At 70.1% G+C, this 18,365-nt stretch carries 16 protein-coding genes; 3 read left to right on the top strand and 13 right to left on the bottom strand.

The features are described from left to right. Positions 1-18: 18 nt before the first annotated feature. The 13 genes from IEZ21_RS20820 to IEZ21_RS20760 form a co-directional block, all read right to left on the bottom strand. Complete coding sequence (locus IEZ21_RS20820; protein ID WP_189323419.1) at positions 19-876, bottom strand: TIM barrel protein; 858 nt, start codon at positions 874-876, stop codon at positions 19-21. Between the two features lie 168 nt (positions 877-1,044). After that, positions 1,045-1,887: an Rv1363c family protein gene (locus tag IEZ21_RS20815; protein ID WP_189323418.1), complete on the bottom strand. Its 843-nt coding sequence runs from the start codon at positions 1,885-1,887 to the stop codon at positions 1,045-1,047. A gap of 41 nt (positions 1,888-1,928) precedes the next feature. Continuing rightward, positions 1,929-2,504: an Rv1363c family protein gene (locus IEZ21_RS20810; protein WP_246567959.1), complete on the bottom strand. Its 576-nt coding sequence runs from the start codon at positions 2,502-2,504 to the stop codon at positions 1,929-1,931. Beyond that, on the bottom strand, positions 2,477-3,754 hold the full coding sequence (locus IEZ21_RS20805) for an MCE family protein (RefSeq protein ID WP_189323417.1): 1,278 nt from the start codon (positions 3,752-3,754) through the stop codon (positions 2,477-2,479). Before IEZ21_RS20805 ends, IEZ21_RS20810 begins: the two co-directional genes overlap by 28 nt. After that, positions 3,751-5,046, bottom strand: a complete 1,296-nt coding sequence (locus IEZ21_RS20800; RefSeq protein ID WP_189323416.1) for an MCE family protein — start codon at positions 5,044-5,046, stop codon at positions 3,751-3,753. The genes IEZ21_RS20805 and IEZ21_RS20800 overlap by 4 nt, the downstream gene beginning before the upstream one ends. Next, positions 5,043-6,164 (bottom strand): MCE family protein, encoded by a 1,122-nt coding sequence (locus tag IEZ21_RS20795; protein WP_189323415.1) that lies wholly within the window; start codon positions 6,162-6,164, stop codon positions 5,043-5,045. The genes IEZ21_RS20800 and IEZ21_RS20795 overlap by 4 nt, the downstream gene beginning before the upstream one ends. Before the next feature lie 23 nt (positions 6,165-6,187). After that, positions 6,188-7,300 carry an MCE family protein gene (locus IEZ21_RS20790; RefSeq protein ID WP_189323414.1) on the bottom strand — a complete coding sequence of 371 codons (1,113 nt, stop codon included), beginning with the start codon at positions 7,298-7,300 and terminating at the stop codon, positions 6,188-6,190. Next, a complete protein-coding gene (locus tag IEZ21_RS20785; RefSeq protein WP_189323413.1) occupies positions 7,297-8,349 on the bottom strand; it encodes an MCE family protein in 1,053 nt (350 codons plus the stop codon). The genes IEZ21_RS20790 and IEZ21_RS20785 overlap by 4 nt, the downstream gene beginning before the upstream one ends. Further along, positions 8,346-9,593 (bottom strand): MCE family protein, encoded by a 1,248-nt coding sequence (locus IEZ21_RS20780; protein WP_189323412.1) that lies wholly within the window; start codon positions 9,591-9,593, stop codon positions 8,346-8,348. The genes IEZ21_RS20785 and IEZ21_RS20780 overlap by 4 nt, the downstream gene beginning before the upstream one ends. Before the next feature lie 8 nt (positions 9,594-9,601). Then, a complete protein-coding gene (locus IEZ21_RS20775) occupies positions 9,602-10,417 on the bottom strand; it encodes an MlaE family ABC transporter permease (RefSeq protein WP_189323411.1) in 816 nt (271 codons plus the stop codon). A gap of 3 nt (positions 10,418-10,420) precedes the next feature. Then, the gene (locus IEZ21_RS20770; protein ID WP_033324626.1) at positions 10,421-11,191 is read right to left on the bottom strand and encodes an MlaE family ABC transporter permease; all 771 of its coding nucleotides are present in this window, start codon (positions 11,189-11,191) and stop codon (positions 10,421-10,423) included. Further along, entirely contained in the window at positions 11,188-12,126 is a 939-nt protein-coding gene (locus IEZ21_RS20765; RefSeq protein WP_189323410.1) for an ABC transporter ATP-binding protein, read from the bottom strand. Before IEZ21_RS20765 ends, IEZ21_RS20770 begins: the two co-directional genes overlap by 4 nt. A 145-nt stretch (positions 12,127-12,271) precedes the next feature. Next, positions 12,272-13,339, bottom strand: a complete 1,068-nt coding sequence (locus IEZ21_RS20760) for an RNA polymerase sigma factor (protein ID WP_308429638.1) — start codon at positions 13,337-13,339, stop codon at positions 12,272-12,274. Between the two features lie 291 nt (positions 13,340-13,630). Here IEZ21_RS20760 and IEZ21_RS20755 point away from each other — a divergent pair, with 291 nt between their 5' ends. Genes IEZ21_RS20755 through IEZ21_RS20745 form a run of 3 tightly spaced genes read left to right on the top strand, consistent with a single transcriptional unit; the run spans position 13,631 to position 18,329 of the window. Further along, a complete protein-coding gene (locus IEZ21_RS20755; RefSeq protein WP_033324621.1) occupies positions 13,631-14,386 on the top strand; it encodes a hypothetical protein in 756 nt (251 codons plus the stop codon). After that, positions 14,383-16,656 (top strand): hypothetical protein, encoded by a 2,274-nt coding sequence (locus IEZ21_RS20750; RefSeq protein ID WP_189323408.1) that lies wholly within the window; start codon positions 14,383-14,385, stop codon positions 16,654-16,656. Before IEZ21_RS20755 ends, IEZ21_RS20750 begins: the two co-directional genes overlap by 4 nt. Then, on the top strand, positions 16,653-18,329 hold the full coding sequence (locus tag IEZ21_RS20745) for a hypothetical protein (protein ID WP_189323407.1): 1,677 nt from the start codon (positions 16,653-16,655) through the stop codon (positions 18,327-18,329). The genes IEZ21_RS20750 and IEZ21_RS20745 overlap by 4 nt, the downstream gene beginning before the upstream one ends. Positions 18,330-18,365: the final 36 nt, after the last annotated feature.

Below are 18,365 nucleotides of genomic sequence, written 5' to 3'. Positions count from 1 at the left end.
ACGTCTGTGGGTTGCCGTTCAGCGGGCGGCGCGCGCCTCGCGCGGCAGCCACTCGAAGGCCTCCGTGCTCGGGCGGTCGCCCGGCTTGTACTCCAGGCCCACCCAGCCCTCGTAACCCGTCTTCCTGAGCTGGTCCAGCAGGTCCTCCAGCGGCAACGTCCCCGTGCCCGGAGCGCCGCGCCCCGGGTTGTCGGCGATCTGGACGTGGCCGGTCTTCGCGGCGTACCGCTCGATCACCGACGGCAGGTCCTCGCCGTTCATGGACAGGTGGTAGAGGTCCATGAGGAACCTGGCGTTGCCGAGGCCGGTCGCCTCGTTGACCTTGTCGACGATGCCGATGCCGGCCGGGGCGGACACCAGCGGGTAGCGCGGCGACTCCGGCTTGTTGAGGGTCTCGATCAGCAGGTTCGCGCCGATGCGGTCGGCGGCCCGGGCCGCGAGCGCCAGGTTCTCCAGCGCGAGCGCGTCCTGCTCGGCCGGGTCCACGCCCTCGACGCGGTTGCCGTACAGCGCGTTGAGCGCCCCGCAGCCCAGGGACTGGGCGAAGTCCGCCACCACGTCGACGTTCGCGCGGAACCTCTCCGACTCCTCGCCAGGAATCGACAGCGCGCCCCGGTCCGGGCCCGGCAGCTGCCCGGCGTAGAAGTTCAGGCCTGTCAGCCGCACGCCCGCGTCCTCGATCGCCTGCTTCAGGGCATCGAGCTCGGACTGGTCGGGAGTGGGGGAGTCGACCCAGGGCCACCACAACTCGACCGCGGTGAAGCCCGCCGCGGCGGCTGCCGCGGGGCGCTCCGGGAGCGGGAGTTCCGTGAAGAGGATGGACAGGTTGACGTTGAAGCGCTGGTCTGTGGCTGTGGTCCATTCGGAATCTGGCATCGGGGTCGGCGCTCCCTTTCCTTGATATTTCACAATGCGGAAATTTATTTCTGCTTAATGGAAAGGCTGCCCAAGGCTGGGGAACCCTGTCAAGAGCGGGCGCAGAAAAACGCCCCCCGCGCGGGATGCGCGGAGGGCACGGCCAGGGAGAGGCGGTCAGGAGCGTGCTCAGAGCGCGTCGACGGCGCTCACCTTCCAGCCCTCGGAGGTGCGGTCCAGGGTCATCCGCACCCGGTTCAGATCCACGCGCGGCCCCGACACCTGGGTGCTCCTGGTCACTTGGTTGACGAAGAGCAGCACGACCGCCTTGTCCGGTGAGGCCGACACGACCGAGGCCGCGGGAGTGCCGCCGTCGGCGGGTTCCACGACGGTGGCTTTCACCACGCCCTCGTACTTCCTGGCCGTCGGCCCGACCACCGTTTTCGTGGTCTTCCCGTACTCGTCGCGGAAGTCCCCGGTGAGGTGGGCACGTGCCGCGGCGAAGTCACGGTCCAGGCGCCGGTAGTCGTACGACAGCACGACGGGCGCCGCCTTCCGCGCGGCCGTGAGTGCCTGCCCCCGTGCCTGCTCGGCCCGCCGCCCCTCGCGGTACTGCCATCCGAGCACGGCGACCGCGACCAGACCCGCCACGAGCAGGACGGACAGGATCGCGGTGAGCAGCCTCCCGCGGGACCGCCGCGCAGCGGTACCTGAGCCGGTCCCGCCCTCGTTCTCGATCGCGTCCTCGCCCTCCGGTGGATCCTCCTCGAAGTACTCCGGTGACGGCTCCGGCGGGTCGTCCCAGCCGTCCGGAACCTCGATGAGCACCGTGGGCCCGGCCTCTTGCCCTTCCGGCCGCCGCGGTGCCTTGCCGGCGACCTCTTCCACCGGGGCCGGGACCCCAGGATCGTCCGGGCCCCCGGGATCGCCGGTGACGCGCTCCGCGCGCTTGGCCGCCGCGCGTTTGGCCGCCGTCAGGGTGCGGCGGGCGGGCGAGCCGGCGCCGCGCGTTCGGGAAGTCGGGTTCGCCACGGTCTTACTCCTTACTGGTTGTACGGCGGGGTGGAGAGCGGTCAGCCGACGAACTCCACGTCGGACGTCAGCCAGCGACCGTCCCTCAGGACGAGGTCGAGTTGCAGCCGGTACGTACGCGCCTCCCCGTCGGGCACGGCCGTGTTGGTCACCTTGCTGTCGGCGACCACCAGGACCCGGGCCGAGCGCTCGTCGGACCGGACGATGCCCGCATCGAGGACCCGCCCCTCGGACACCGACTTGTTCCGGGAGACCAGCGCGGTCAACTCCTCGGTCTGAGCGGCGAACTGCTCCTTGAAGTCGCCGGTGGCGCCCTTCAGCACGTTCCCGCTGTCCCGGTCGTAGTGCCGGTAGTCGAGCGAGGTGAAGTTCAGCGCCGACTGACGGGCCGCCGCGAGGATGTCCTGGCGCCGCTGCTCCGCCTCGTGCCGCTCGAGCAACTGGAGGCTCAGCCAGATGGTCAGCGCGGTGGTCACAGCCGTCGCCACGGCGAGTCCCACCGACAGAGCCCTGCGCCGCCGGGCGGAACCCAGAAGTGCCCCGCGACGCCCGGCGAACGCCACGACCCTCAGCGTCTGCAGCTTCCCGATCACGCCATCGGTCCCACTAGCAGCCATTGCCACGATTCCTTTCCGAACACGGTCTGCTGTCCGCCTGTCGAGCCGATCTCGACAGGCGTTCCGTCCGGGCCGGTCGCGGTGCCGGTCTCCGGGTCGTACGGCGCGACGTACGCCGCCCGGCCGGCACCGCCGGAACCGGCCGAGGCACCGGGCGCGTTCTGTGCGCCGCGCACCGAGGTGTCCCCGCCGCGTGGAGCAGTGCAGCGCGCGTCGGTGTTCGCCGGGCGCGTGCCCGTGTCCGCGGGGTCGCGCCGCCGCGTCCCGTATCCCTGGGTGCACGGCGGCGGATCGTCGGCGTTGAGGACAAGCCCGAAGTGGGTGGTGCCGTCGCCCGGGATGACGGTGTAACTGCCGGCGACCACCACCGGGAAGGTGACCAGGGCCTGCTCCACGCCGGGCAGCCGCGCCACCGTGACCTGGCCCCCGCTGATCAGGTTGGCCAGCAGGACCCGAAGGTCCGGACTGGTGGACTTGAGCAGCGAGTTGACCTCCTGCGCGGCCGGCGGCGCGTTTCCGATCAGCCTGCGCAGGTCCCCGTCGCTCGACTTCAACTCCGCGGTGAGCGCCGCCAGATCACGGGAGAACGACTTGATGGACGAGCCCTGGTCGGCCTGCGTCTTGAGGACCTTCCGTGAGTCCTCGATCAGCGAGACCGTCTGCGGGAGCGAGTCGGACGCCGACTCCACGAGCGCGTTGCCCGAGTCCACCAGTCGGCTCAGCCGCGGTCCGGTGCCGGCGAAGGCCTTGCCCAACTCGTCGACGGTGACCCTCAGATCGTCCTTGCCGACCGAGGTGACCAGCCGGTCAAGACTGAGGACCATGTCCGTGGTGGGCAGCGGAACCCGCGTGCTCTCCCGCGGGATCGTGCTGCCGTCGAGCAGATACGGGCCGCCGGAGTCGCGCGGCTGCAGATCGACGTACTGCTCACCCACCGCCGAACGGTTCGCCACCACGGCCAGGGTGTCCGCCGGGATGCGCGGCCCGTCGCCCTCGATGTCGAGGGACACCGAGACGCCCTTGGAGCCGGTGAGCCGCAGCGAGCCGACCCGGCCCACCGGCACCCCGCGATACGTGACCTCGGCGCCGGAGAAGATACCCCCGGAGTCGGCGAAGTCGGCCCGCACGGTGTAACCGCGGTCGAGGAGTTCGTCCACCAGGCCCGTGTACTCGGCGCCGACGTACGACACCCCGACGGCGGTGACGGTGGCGAAGGCGAGCAGCTGGGCCTTGACCGTACGTGTGATCACGGCTGTATCCCCTTCAGCATGAGCTCCGCGAGCGCGAGGTCGATCCCTGACGGAAGGTCACCCGAGGTCCCGTGGGCGGCGTAACTGCTGGTGCACACCGGTGGGCACAGCGGATCGCCGTCCGAGGGCGCCGAGGGCTCGACGGGCGCGTCCGGCAGGCTCGGCGTGCTCGGCAGCGCCGTGGGGGTCGGCAGATCCGGTACGTCCGGTACGTCCGGGAGTTCGGGCGGATCCGGGACCTCGGGCCCGGCGTCCTGGCCCTTGTCCTCTCCACCCCCCTCCCCGGGCTCGTCGGTGAGGTTGCCGTAGATGCCCGTCAGATCGAGGTCGGCGGTGATCTTGAGGTTGACGTAGTCGCCCTTGACGGCGTCCACCGCGTTGCGCGGAAACGGGTAAGTGGTCAGCATCTCAAGGGAGTTGGGCAGATCGTCGCCCGCCTTGTCGAGCTGTTGCAGGATCGGCCTCAGCTGCTTCAGGTTCGCGACCGTGTCGTCCCGCGAGGCGTTGACCACCTTGGTGCCGGTCTTGCCGAGCTTCGACAGCGCGGTGAGCATCTTCGTCAGATCACGTCGCTGGTCGGCGAGGACCTTCAGCGCGGGCGGCATGGTGTCGACGGCCCGCGCGATGGTCTTCTTCTCCTTGCCCAGCCGTTTGGCCAGCCGATCGATGCCCTCGAGCGCGCGCACGACGTCCTTGCGCTGCTCGTCCAGGCCGCCGAGGAACGTGTTCAGCTCCTTGAGCAGGGATTTGACCCGGTTCTCCCGGCCCGCCAGAGCCTTGTTGAGTTCCACGGTGATCGTCTTGAGCTGGGCCACTCCGCCGCCGTTGAGGAGTGCGGACAGGGCGGACAGCACCTCTTCGATCTCCGGGTTGCGGCCGCTGTGGGACAGCGGGATCCGGTCGCCGTTGCCGAGTCGGCCCACGGGGTCGGTGTCCGGCGGGGCGGACAGCGCCACGTACTTCTCGCCGAGCATGCTGGTCTGCCGCAGCTCGGCGACCGCGTTGCCGGGCAGCTTCACCGAGTCGGCGACGCGCAGCCGTACCCGCGCGTGCCAGCCTGCCAGCTCCACCTTCTCGACGGCGCCCACGGTGACGTTGTTGACCTTGACCGCCGACTGCGGCACAAGGTCCAGTACGTCCCTGAACTCGACCGTGACGTGGTAGGCGTGACCGTCCGCGGCGGCGCCACCGGGCAGTTCGACGTCGTACCAGCCGTTGAACTCGCAGCCGGACAGCAGCACCGAACCGACCGCCGCCCAGGCGACCGCCCCGCCCTTGTGCAGCATGCTCATGCGCTCGCCCCCAGAATTCCGCCCAGCGTCCGGTCGACCGTGCCCGTACTCGGCACCGCCGGGGCCCGCGGCACCTCGGGCAGGGAGTCGAAGAGCTTCTTCAGATCCCCGCAGTCCGGGTTCTTGCCGCCCTCGTCCCCGGTCGTCTTCAGCAATGAGCACAGCACCGCCGCCGGATCCTGCGGCCCGTCCGGGTTGTTGCGGGTGTCGAGGGTGCCGGAGGACGCGTTGTAGGCGTTCTGGAGATTGGACAGACCGGTCGGCGCGACCTCCAACAGCTCCTCCAAAGCGGCCCGTTGGGTGACGAGGACCTTCGTGACCTTGCTGAGGCCCTTCACGTTCGAGGTCAGCGACTTCTTGTTCTTCTTCACGAACTCGGAGATGTCCCCGAGCGCCGTCCCCAGGTGCTTCAGCGCCGCCGCGAGGTCCTTGCGCTCCCCGGCGAGCTGCTTCGCCACCTTGGCGAGGCTGCCGTTGAACGACCGCACGCTCTTGTCGTCGGCCGCCAGCGCGGCCGTGAACACCTGCAGGTTGCGTACGGTCCCGAACAGGTCCCCCCGTCCGTCGGACAGGGTCGTGACCGCCTGCGAAAGGTCCTCGACCGTCTGGTTCAGGTTCTCGCCCTGCCCGTCGAGGTTGTCGGCGCTCACTCCCAACAGCCGTGACAGCGAGCCGTCTTCGTTCGCCCCATTCGGGCCGAGCGCCTCCGACGTGGTGTGCAGACTGTCGAAGATCCGGTCCAGCTCTACCGGTACGGCCGTACGCGCCTCGGGGATCACGTCACCGTCCCGCAGCACCGGGCCCTTCCGGTACACCGGCAGCAGCTGTACGTAACGGTCGCTGACCACCGAGGAGTTGATGATGGCCGCTTTGGCCTCGGCCGGTACCTTGCGCCCCTCCTCGTACTCCAGCTCCACCCGCACCCGCTTGCCCTCCGGCGTGATCTTCTTGACCTCGCCGATCCGGACCCCGAGGACGCGGACGTCCGAGCCGGGGTAGATACCGACGGTGCGCGGGAAGTACGCCGTCACGCGCACGGGCTCCGAACGAGGCCACAGCACGACGGCGAGCGTCGCGACCACGGCCAGGGCGGTGACCAGGGCCAGACGGCGAGCCATGGGTGAACTCTCCAGTGGTGACTTCATCGCGAGCCTCCCGTCCGCGGCACCACCGGAGCGGCGACCAGGTTCTGGATGTAGCTGTCGAACCAGCGGCCGTTGCCGAGGGTGTTGGTGAAGACCCGCACATAGGGGGCGAGCAGTTTGACGCTCCGGTCGAGGCTCGACTGGTTGCGTTCGAGCATCTTCACGAAGGTGTTGAGGCCCTTGAGAGCGGGCCCGATCTCCTTGCTGTTGTCCTCGACCAGACCGGAGAGCTGGATGCCGAGCGCGGCGGAGCTCTTGAGCAGGTTGTGGATCGCCGTGCGCCGCTTGTTGATCTCCTTGAACAGCTTGTCGCCGTCCTTGACGAGTGCGGAGAAGTCCTCGGAACGCTCGGCCAGCACCCCGGTGACCCCGTTCGCGTGGTCGAGGAGTTCGCGCAGCGCCTTGTCGCGAGAGGCCACCGTCTTCGAGATCCGCGACAGCCCCTTGACGGACGCCCGCACCTCGGCGGGCGAGTCCTGGAAGGTGGTGGAGATGGTGTCCAGCGCCTGCGCGAGCCGCTCCGTGTCGACCTCCTCGGTCGTGGTGGTCAGATCGCTGAAGGCCTGCACGACGTCGTACGCCGCGACCGTCCGCCGCAGCGGGATCTCGCTGCCGGGCTTCAACTGCCCCGGCCCCTTCGGATGCAGCGCGAGATACTTCGCGCCGAGGATCGTCTTGACGCGGATCGACGCACCGGTCGCCGGGCCGAACCCAGGCTCGCCCTTGACCTTGAAGGTGACCTTGACGTGGTCGCCGTCCAGATCGACCTCCTCGACCTTGCCGACCTTGACCCCGGCGATCCGCACTTCGTCGCCCGCCTTGAGCCCGCCCGCCTCCGAGAAGGCCGCGCTGTACGTCCGGCCGCCGCCGATCAGCGGGAGACTGTCGGCGTTGAACGCGGCGAAGGTCAGCAGCGCGAGGGCGGTGAGGCCGGCGGCGCCGATGACGACGGGGTTCCGGTCCCGGAACGGCTTCAGGCGTGGGCGAAGCCGTATCCGAGGCAGCCTCGGCTGCGGGATTCTCGGCAGCCTAGGCCGAAGGAACCTCGGCAGCTTCGGCGGGTCGATGCGGACCTTCACCAGGGGCTCCGGGCGGTGCTTGCGGGTCATCCGCCACACCTCGCCCTCGCCACGTGCAGCTCGGGAGTGAGCACCTGCTTCGTCTTCGGCAGCACGATGCGGCCGTCGAAGTCGCAGAGATAGAAGTTGAACCAGGAGCCATAGGACGCCGTCCCCGTCAGCTCGTTGAGCTTGTTCGGCAGCCGCTTCAGGACGCCCTCCACGGTCTTCTCGTTCTTGTTCAGCGTTCCGGTCAAATCGGTCAGCTCGGTGATGTCGTCCTTCAGGGGTGGGCGCGCGTCCTCGAGCAGTCCCGAGGTGGCCGCGGCCAGGTCGCCGATGCTCACCAGCGAGTCGCCGATGGGCTTGCGGTCGGCGGACAGTCCGGAGATCACCCGCCGCAACTGCTTGAGCAGTCCGGAGAAGCGGGCGCCGCGCCGGTCGAGCGTCTGCAGCACGGTGTTGAGGTTGTCGATCACGGAACCGATCAGCTGGTCGCGGTCCGCGAGGGTGGTCGTGAGCGAAGCCGTGTGTGCGAGCAGGCTGTTGACGGTGCCGCCCTCGCCCTGAAGCGTCTTGATGATCTCGGTGGCGAGCTGGTTGACGTCCTTGGGGCTGAGCGCGGCGAACAGCGGCTTGAAGCCGTTCAGCAGCGCGTTGAGATCCAGGGCGGGCCGGGTCCGGGACAGCGGAATCGTGCCGCCGGGCCGCAGCCGTGTCCCGTCGCCCGCACCTTCGGTCAGCGCGATGTACCGCTGTCCGACCAGGTTCCGGTAGCGGACGACCGCGCCGGTGCTGCGCAGCAGCGGACGGTCCTCGCTGACCGTGAAGCTCACCTCCGCCCGCGTACGGTCCTTGATCCGGATGCCCTCGACCTCGCCGACCCGCACCCCGGCCACCCGTATGTCGTCGCCCTCCTCCAGGCCTGTGACGTCGCTGAACACCGCGCGGTACGTGTGCTCGGGAGTGAAGGAGATGTTGACGATCGTGGCGGCGAGCAGGGCCGTCGCCAGGATCGTCACCACCGCGAACAGGCTGAACTTGATGAGCGGCGCGGCGGTCTGCCGGGCTCCCGTCGGCTTCGTACGTCCTGTGCTCATGCGACGCTCACCGCCGTTCCGCGGGCCATCGGGCCGAAAAGCAGGGTCGCGACCGGCGGTACCTCGTCGGCGGGCACGCCCATGGCGGGCGCCACGAGGGAGCCGACCGCGCGCTGTTCGGCCTCGGTGGCGGACACATCGATTCCGCCGGGCAGACTGTTGCCCGAACTCCCCGATGACGTACCGTCGTTGAGCTTCGTGGGCGGTGCGGGCACCCCCGGATGGGGCAGACCTCGGCAGTCGGGCCCGGACCGCTCGCCGTAGCGCGGCTCCTCACCCGGTTCGTACGCGGGCCGCTGCCGGACGACTTCGAGGGTGATGCGCATCTTGCCGCCGCGGAACGCCTCCTCCGCGGCTTCCTCCTGCCGGACCAGGCCGTCGAGGAGGCAGGGGTACTCGGGCGAATAGCGGGCGAAGAGGTCAAGCGTGGGGCGGGAGACCCGGCCGAGGGTGATCAGCCGGTCGCCGTTGTCGTCGAGGAACTCGTCCGCGGTGCCCGCGACGCCGGTGGTCGCGGTGAGTGCGGCGGCCAGTTGGTCCCGCTTCTCGACGAGGGTGCGGCTGGTGGTGACGGTGTTGCGCAGGATCTTCATCAGGTCGGGTGCCGCGTCTCCGTACACTTCGGCGACGTCGGCGAACCGCGCGATGTCCTCCTTCAGGGACGGCATGTGCGGGTTGAGGCGGCGCAGATAGTCCTCGACGCGAACGAGGTTGTCGCCGATCCGGTCGCCGCGCCCCTCCAGCGCGGTGGAGAACGCCGAGAGCGTGGCGTTGAGCTTGCCGGGCTGCACGGTCCGCAGCAACGGCAGCAGATCGTTCAGCAGTTGCTGCAACTCGATACCGGCCTTCGTACGGTCCTGGGTGATGACGTCCCCGGCGCGGATGGCCCGGGCGTTCGTGTCCCGGGGCGCCACCAGGTCGACGTACTTCTCGCCGAACAGCGTCTTGGGCAGCAGCCGCGCGTGCACGTCGGCGGGAATGTGCGCGACGTGCTCCGGCTTGAGCGCGATGTCCAACGTGGCCTTCTCGCCGTCGGCCCGCACCGCGCGCACCTCGCCCACTAGTAGCCCGCGCAGCTTGACGTCGGCGCGCGGATCGAGTTGGTTGCCGAGGCTGTCGGCCTCCAGCGTGATGCGCACGACCGGGGTGAACGCCTGCTGGTAGACGGCCACGGCGAGCGACAGCAGCAGCGCGAGCACGGCGAGGAAGACGACGCCGTACAACCGCAGTCTCAGCACTCTCATACGGCGGCTCACCCCGCGATCCGTACAGTCGTGTTGGCGCCCCAGATCGCGAGACTCAGGAAGAAGTCCAGGACGTTGATGGCGACGATCGACGTCCGCACGGCGCGGCCCACGGCGACGCCGACGCTCGCCGGTCCGCCGCTCGCGTAGTAGCCGTAGTAGCAGTGCACCAGGATGATCAGGACAGCGAAGACGATCACCTTGCCGAACGACCAGAACACGTCGACCGGCGGCAGATACTGCTGGAAGTAGTGGTCGTACGTGCCCGCCGACTGCCCGTAGTAGCCGGTGGTGATGGTCCGGGCGGCGAGGTACGAGGACAGCAACCCGACCACGTACAGCGGGATCACGGCGACGAACCCGGCGATCATCCGGGTCGTCACCAGGAACGGCAACGAGGGCACGCCCATGACTTCGAGGGCGTCGGTCTCCTCGCTGATCCGCATCGCGCCGAGCTGGGCGGTGAACCCGGCTCCGACGGTCGCGGACAACGCGAGCCCGGCCACCAGCGGGGCGATCTCCCGGGTGTTGAAGTACGCCGACAGGAACGCCACGAAGTTGGAGGTGCCGAGCTGGTTGAGCGCGGCGTACCCCTGAAGACCCACCTCCGTGCCGGTGAAGAACGACAGGAAGGCGATGACACCGACCGTGCCGCCGACCACGGCGAGCGCGCCACGGCCGAAGCTCACCTCGGCGAGCAGCCGCAGGATCTCTTTCTTGTAGCGGCGCAGGGTACGCCCTGTCCACGCCAACGAGCGCCTGTAGAAGGTCAGTTGGCTGCCCAGCTCTTCGAGGGAGCGAAGTGGGCGGTCGAGAAGTCGCATCGACTAGCCCCTCTGCGGAACGACTTGGAAGTACACGGCGGTCATCACGAAGTTCGTCACGAACAGCAACATGAAAGTGATCACCACCGACTGGTTCACCGCGTCGCCCACGCCCTTCGGACCGCCCTTCGCGGTCAGTCCCTTGTACGAGGCGACGATCCCGGCGATCGCTCCGAAGACGAGGGCCTTGATCTCGGCCGCCCAGAGGTCGGAGAGCTGGGCGAGGGTGGTGAAGGAGGCTAGGTAGGCGCCGGGGGTGCCGTTCTGGAGGATGACGTTGAAGAAGTAGCCGCCTGCGACGCCGACCACCGACACCAGGCCGTTGAGCAGCACGGCCACCACCATCGAGGCCAGTACGCGGGGCACGACGAGGCGGTGGATCGGGTCGATGCCGAGCACCTGCATCGCGTCGATCTCGTCCCGGATCTTGCGCGCCCCGAGGTCCGCGCAGATCGCCGTGCCGCCCGCGCCCGCGATCAGCAGCGCGGTGACGATCGGCGAGGCCTCCCGCAGCACGGCGAGCACCGAGGCCGCGCCCGAGAAGGACTGGGCGCCCAACTGCCGCGTGAGGCTGCCGATCTGCAAGGCGATGACCGCGCCGAAGGGGATCGAGACGAGGGCCGTCGGCAGGATGGTCACGCTCGCGACGAACCAGGCCTGCTGGATGAACTCCCGTGCCTGGAAAGGACGTCGGGGCATGGTCCGGACGACGTCCAGGGCCATCGCGAACAGGTTGCCGGACTGCCTGAGCGCTCCGGTGGGCGACAGGCTCATGCGTCGGCCACCTCCTTCCGGTGCGACTCGGCCTCCCGGCTCGCGATCGCCTGCCAGCGGGGCGGGCGCGAGATGCCTGGACCCGGCAGCAGGCGGGGAGTCAGAGCCTGGCTGCCGGGAGCTTTGGTGGGGGCGTCCAGCTGCGCCAGCTCCTGCTCGACCTGGGCGGCGTCCTTCTCCTCCGCCATGCCGATCGGCCCCTGCATCCGGCCGTTCAGGAACTGCCGTACGACGGGCTCGTCGCTGGTCAGCAGCTTCTCGCGGGGTCCGAACATGACCAGCTCGCGGCGGAACAACAGCCCGATGTTGTCCGGCACCTGGCGGGCCGAGGCGATGTCGTGCGTGACGATCAGGAAGGTCGCGTCGATCTGGGCGTTGAGGTCGACGATGAGCTGGTTGAGGTAGGCCACGCGGACGGGGTCGAGGCCCGAGTCGGGTTCGTCGAAGAGGATGATCTCGGGGTCGAGGACCAGGGCCCGCGCCAGCCCGGCCCGTTTGCGCATTCCGCCGGATATCTCGCCGGGCAGCTTCTCCTCGGCGCCTATCAGGCCGACCATGTCCATCTTCTCGAGCACGATCCGCCGGATCTCGCTCTCCGGCTTACGGGTGTGCTCGCGCAGCGGAAAGGCGATGTTGTCGTACAGGCTCATCGACCCGAACAGCGCGCCGTCCTGAAACAGCACACCGAACAGCTTCCGCACCTCGTACAGATCGTGTTCCCGGAGCTTGGTGATGTCCCGGCCGGCGATCCGCACCGACCCCCGCTCCGGCTTCAACAGCCCCACGAGCGTCTTGAGAAACACCGACTTGCCCGTCCCCGAAGGCCCGAGCATGACCGAGACCTCCCCGGCGGGCAGCGTCAGCGACACGTCCTGCCAGATGACCTGCTGCCCGAAGGACTTGGTCAGCCCTTCCACACAGATCTCGACACCCATCCGGTACACCCTTCAGCCAGCCGTGGAGCAGCTCCGACATCTGCTCTACGGGGAAGAGCGGGGGGTCCGTCGCGATGAGTGCGGATTTTTTTGACGGGGGTGATCGGGAGCCTGACCGGCCGTGTGCGGAAGTGCGGAGGCGGGGCTACGGGAGTGTGCTCGGGGAGGGTACGTCGCTGGGGGTGGGCGTGGCAGCCGGTGCGGACGGAGTGTCTGGGGTCGCCTCGGAGATGGGCTCGGCGCGGCGCAGGGACTTGGTGTCCGGCAGGTCCGGGGCGTCGGGCGCGCTCGGTACCGATGGCAGCTGAGGTGCGTGTGGCAGCTGTGGCACCTCCGGGGCGGACAGTTCCGGCAGCGAGACTTCCGGCAAGGGCGGCACGGACAGGGGGAGGAGCGATCGGTCGTCGGCCGACGGGGATGCCCCGGGCTCGGGAGCCGCCATCGCGTCCGTGGCCGCCTCGCGCGCGTCTGAGGCGCTCTCCCGGACGGGGCCGTCAGATGGGAGCGCTTCGGCGGGCCCCGACACTGTGGGCCGCGGAGGCGGCCCGTCCCCGTCATACGCGTACGGCAGCACGAACCCCGCCACCACCGCCAGGGTCGCCGCCGTCGAGGCGGTCGCCACGGCCTGCGCCTTGCCGCCCCCGTGCGGCCGTCCGCGCCCGAGCAGGTACAGCGCGACCCCGAGGGTCGCCGCCAGTGAGTTGCGCAGCGTCCGCCGGGCCCGGGCCAGCAGCGACTCGACGGTCCGGTAGCTCAGCCCCATCCGCACGGCGACCTGACCGACGTCCAGGTCCTCGGACTTCAGCCGCAGCGCCTCCGCCTGGCGCGCGGGCAACTCACCGCTGCGTACGGCCAGCCACCTGGCCTCGGCCCGGTCGCACACCGCCTCCTCGACGGGCACCGGTCCCGGTGCGATCAGCGTCGGGCTCGTACGGACCTCGGCCTCGCGGTTCACCTGCCGGTAGCGGTCGATGCACAGCCGCATCGTCACCGTCGTCAGCCAGGCCGCGAGCCGCTCGTCGTCCAGGTCCGGGCGCTCCGCTGCGCGCAGCATCGCCTCGTGCACCGCGTCCTCGGCGTCCTCAAGACTCATGGACCTGCGCCGGGCCACCTTGAGCAGATGCTCGCGGTGGCTCCACATGCGCTGCCAACGGTCGTCGGCTGCCGACGTCTGTGCATGCATGGCTTCCGCAGGCATGGTCTCTGCAGGCATGTCCGTCGCCATGGGGCCCCTTCACGCTCACCTGCCGGTTTCGTGTCGTCTGCCGTCCGGCGGGTGGCGACATTACCGCCCGGTAGTCGGGGTTGTGGAGGGGGAGGGTGCCATCGAGTCCGTGCTGTCACCGGTCGGTGGACCGTGAGCTGCACGCCCGTGTGAAGGAAGCTCAAGTGTCACGTGTGTGACATCGCTGTTCGGGGAAGGCGAACGCGCATGGTGGTCAGGGGAGTTGGGGGGCGGGCGATGATCGGATCCCGGGCGGTGCCTACGGATGGCCTCTCTCCCGTGTACGACGACACGGGGGCCGCATCCGCGCGTTTTCTCCTCTGGCTGGCCGAAAAGAGCGGCGGCGTCGCCGGCCGGCGCGTGGCCAGCGACGAGTACGCACACCATGAGCGGTGCAGCCTGGAGCTGGTCGAGGGCATCGTGGAACGCCTTGCCGCGCTCGGCTGGATCGCTGTGCACAACGACTCCGGTGCCGTGCCGCCGCTGGTCAGCCCGACCGGCGCCGGGCTCGCGGAGGTGCGGGCCTGGGACGAGGCGTACGCCGACCGGGACACCCGGCGCCGGTACGCCAAGGCGGCCCTGTTCGCCTGGTGGGACCGGGCCGGGCAGCATCAGAGCGGCGAGTCGAACGCCGAGGCCTTCCTCTGGACGAGGGAGGCCTTCTACTGCGGCCGGCAACTCGCCTTCGAGGACCTGGAGTACGCCAAGGACCACCTGAGCCTGCCCACTCCGGTGCGCGTCGGCGTCACCGAACAGGGCGCCGGAGTGTTCCTGTCCTTCGAGCAGCTCGCCCAGCTGGTGCAGGCGTCCCGGCCCGACCTTTCGGAGAGCGACTCCGAACTGCAGCAGGTGCGCGAGCTCGCCGAGGCTCTGACCGACGCCTCACGGCGCGGTGCCGAGCCCGACCCGGGAATGCTGCAGCGCTTCCTGCAGCACAGCGGTGACCTGGCACAGGCGGGGTCCAGGTCGGTGGGCAGGGACATGGCCTCCGGCATGGTTTCGGAGATCATCCAGTCGATGCTGAGGCTGGGATGAGCGATCCCGCAGGCCCCGCCCTCGTGTCCGAGGGCCAGATTCCGGAGGCGTACGCACGTCAGCCCCTGCTGCGGCAGCTGGTGCCGCGCCTGGTCGGCCTCGAACGCGACCAGCACCGCAGACGGCCACGCCACGAGTTCGCCGAGGATCTGCCGGTGGTGCTGCTCAGCGGGCGGCACGGCACCGGCAAGAGTGCCCTGCTGGACGATCTCAAGGAGGCCTACGCGCCTGACGCCGGGCCTTGGCCGGGGCCGCGCGTGCCGTTCGCGCGGATCAACTGCGCGGCACTGGAGGAGCGGGTCAGGGTCGGCCCGGAGATCTCCAACAACTCCCACGCGGTGGAGGTCCTGGTCGAGCTCGTCACCCAACTGTCGCGTCCCGTCGCCGGGTTCGGGCGGCTCCGCTTTCCCCGGACCACCGCCGGGCTGCTCGCCGTGGTGTCCGCCCGGCGCCCCGGCAACGACGACGAACTGCGGGTGGCCGACCGGCACGCGGCCGCTCTGATGGGGCAGTCGCCGGGTGAGGGCCCGCCGCCCACCTGGGACACGCTCTTCCGCCCGGCGCTGTCCGTTCCCCCGGACGGTGTCACACCGGACCCCGCGGCGTTTCCCGAGGCGGCGGTGCGTACGTATCTGGGCAGGCAGTACCGATGGCGCTCGCGCAGACTCGCCTCCCGCCAGTTGGTCGGCTGGTACGAGAGCTATCGCAGAGAGGCCGACAACCGGCTGCGCGGACTGCCGCCGGGCGCGGACGCGCATGCGCGTCCGGTGCCGGCCGCGGAGCGTGCGGGGGCCGTGGCCCGGCTCTGCCGGGAGTTCCACCAGGGCCGCGGGTTCAGGCGTGGCGTCGAGCGCATGCTGATGGCCGCGTTCCTCGCGGATGTGCGCTACGGGCCCTTCCGGCGGGCGAACCGTGCCCCGCGTCCGCTGCTCCTCCTCGACAACGTGCACACCGACATCGGCCGCGACTTCCTCGAACTGCTCCTGGAGCAACGGGCGCGGCAGAGCCGTGAAACCCGCGACCAGCTGGTCGTGATCGCAACCGAACTGCGCGGCGACGACAACCCGGCCACCCGGGACGACACCCCCGACGAGGAGAACGACCCCTACCCGCAGGCCACCTACCGCTCCCTGCACGAAGTCGGCACGAACTCCCGGTGGACCCGCAGCGGCACCGCTCCCTCGGCGGGCGTACTGGTCCTGCCGCTTCCACCGCTCGACACGGAGCACGTGGAGCGGATGCTGAAGCGCGACGAGCAGGCCTCCTTCGACCCGTACATTGCCACCGCCGTACACGATCTGACCCGCGGCCACCCCATGGGAGCCCGCCGCCTGTGCGACGCCGTGGTGCGCAAGGCAGGCACCGAGGGGTGGGTGACCGCCGAGGAACTCCTCGATCTGACCCATCCCGACGGCGTCGGCGAATCCGTCATCTGGCGGCTGCTCAACACCCTGGTCGGCAGCGAGAACCACGACGAGCTGTGCCTGTTCTCCCTGGCCTGGGACCGGGAGGCGGCCGAGCAACTGGCCGAGCGGTGGGTGCCGCGCCGGATCGACGGCCTGCCAGCGGCCGACGGCGCCGCCGCCCAGCTGGAGCGGGAGCGCTGGTCCCGGGGAACGGGCAGTCGGCCGTTCATCACGGACCGGTTCCTGCGCGCCCTGCTGGTGCATCAGATGCGCAGCGGGCGCGGCGGCAGCGGGGTGGACTGGTTCAGTGCGCACGCCCTGCTCGCCGAGCACCACCGGCGGCGGGCCGAAGGCCGCTCGGGGCAGGCGGAAAGGGCCGAGCGGTCCCGCTTTCTGTGGCACCGGCTCGCCGGGGGAGAGGCACAGGAGGTCGTCGACTGGCTGCACGCGGAGTTCCTCAGGGACGACGGCGACGCGGTCGACTGGCTGCACATCCTGCGCACCGTGGCCCATGCGCCACGCCCGCCGGGCGACATCTGGTTCGAGCAGTGCCAGGAGGTCGGCAAGGGGCGCCGCGACCGGCTGCAACTCCAGGCGGACCCGGAAGTGGGCCTGGAGAAGCAGGCCGTCAACCGGCTCCTGCACGCCCTGTGGTACGCGGCCGACGAACTGGCCGAGGCGGACCGGACGTTGGTCGACCGGATAGGCCAGGACCTGTCCTTCCTCTCCGCCCAGCATCTGACCGGCCGCGCGGTCCTGGCCCAGGCCGCCATCCGCTGGCCGCGCGCCGTGAAGGACGGCGAGGACTGGCCCCTCGAACGCCACTGGCAGGGCGACCAGCCGCGAACGGGAGGGACGCGATGAGCAGCCGTACGGACCGCCGGAACTGGGTCTGGCTGCCGAGCCGGCTGCGCTTCCGGGTACTCGGCCTGATCGATGTGGCGGCCCTGTGGGTGGTGGTCTCCGCGCTGGTGGGGGCCGGTGCCTGGTGGGGTCTGGACACCTACCGGGACCACCGCGACTACTGCACCGAGAACCAGGAGCTGCGGCGCGTGACGAGCGACGCCGGCGAGGAGTGCATCGGCGTCACGGCCGCGGCGTACGCCTTCGACCCGGACCTCGCCGACGTCATGGGCCGGATCGAGGCCGAGAACGAGGCCGCACGGGAAGGGGCACGGAAATCGGGCAAGCCCGTGGTGAGCGTCGCCGTCGTCATGCCGTACACCTCCAGCACTCCAGGCGCGGCCATGTCGAAAGAGCTGATCCGGCACTCCCTCCAGGGCGCCTACCTCGCCCAGCGCGGCCACAACCACGGGCCCGCCACCCGCGACACCGCCATCCAGCTCCTCTTCGCCAATGTCGGCGAGGACCTGAGCCACTGGCAGACCGTGACCGATGAGCTGTCCTCCCGCCGCGGTGACAAGGCTCCCCTCGTCGCGGCCATCGGTCTGCCCAACAGCGACGCCCACACGCTCGACACCGTACGGAAGGGCATCGGGCGCGCGAAGGTCCCGGCCGTCAGCGCGGTGCTCAGCTCCCGCGACATGGAACACCCTTTTCTCTTCAAGGTCTCGCCCTCCACCGACCAGCTCGTCGACGCCCTCAAGCGCCATGTGAGCGCGAACAAGGTGAACCGCGAGGACACGTTCATGATCGCCGACGAGCGGGACGACAACTACGTCGCCAACCTGCGCCGTGTCTTCCGCCAGGAGTTCGGCGCCCAGTACGGCATCACCGACGACGAGGTGCAACGGCGGACCGAGACGTACCAGGGCATCAAGGGCCCCGCGGAGGAGGGCGAGCCGCAGATCTTCCGGCGGGCGGTGTCCGCGATGTGCGCGGTCGGCGCCCGGACGGTGTTCCTGGCCGGCCGCGACGCGGACCTGCCGCCCTTCCTGGAGACCATCGACCAGACGCGCTCCTGCGACAGCGACCCGGACGACGAGCCGATGCGCATCCTGCGCGTCAGCACGGGCCGCGACCCGGTCACCGAGACCGCCGCGATGCGCCGGATCGCCGAGCGGAACAACATCGAGATCGTGACCGCCGCCGCCGTGGACGCACCCCGCTGGCGCGCCGCCAGCAGCGGCGACGACCAGGTCCCCAAGGCCTTCGGGCCCTTCGCCGACTCCTACGACCAGTACTTCGGCAAGAACGGCAAGGAGCAGCCCGACGCCCTCAGCGACGGCTACGCCGTGATGCACCACGACGCCCTCACCGCCGTGGGCACCGCCGTGGCCGCGGCCCAGGACAGCGGCATCGAGTCCGTGGACCACAACGACGTCTACGACGAACTGCGCCGCGGCAGCCCCCTCGCACAGTGCGCCGCGGGCTGCGTACCGGGCGCGAGCGGCGTCTTCACCTTCGCGGACGAGAGCATGGGGACGGACGAGCGCGCCCGGCACGAGGCGGCGACCGGGCTGTGGCCCGTGTGCAAACCGGTACCCGTGGTGACCTTCCCGAAGGAGCGCCTCAGCAGATCGCCGCTCTACCGCACCTACCAGGAGCCGGACCGGACCACCTGCCCCCGCCCGTGAACCGGCAGCGGGCGGAGCCCGATCCTGGCGCGGCGC

The organism is Streptomyces flaveus, from assembly GCF_014647675.1.
GTDB classification, from domain to species: domain Bacteria; phylum Actinomycetota; class Actinomycetes; order Streptomycetales; family Streptomycetaceae; genus Streptomyces; species Streptomyces flaveus.
This window is presented reverse-complemented; position numbering and strand designations above follow the sequence as displayed.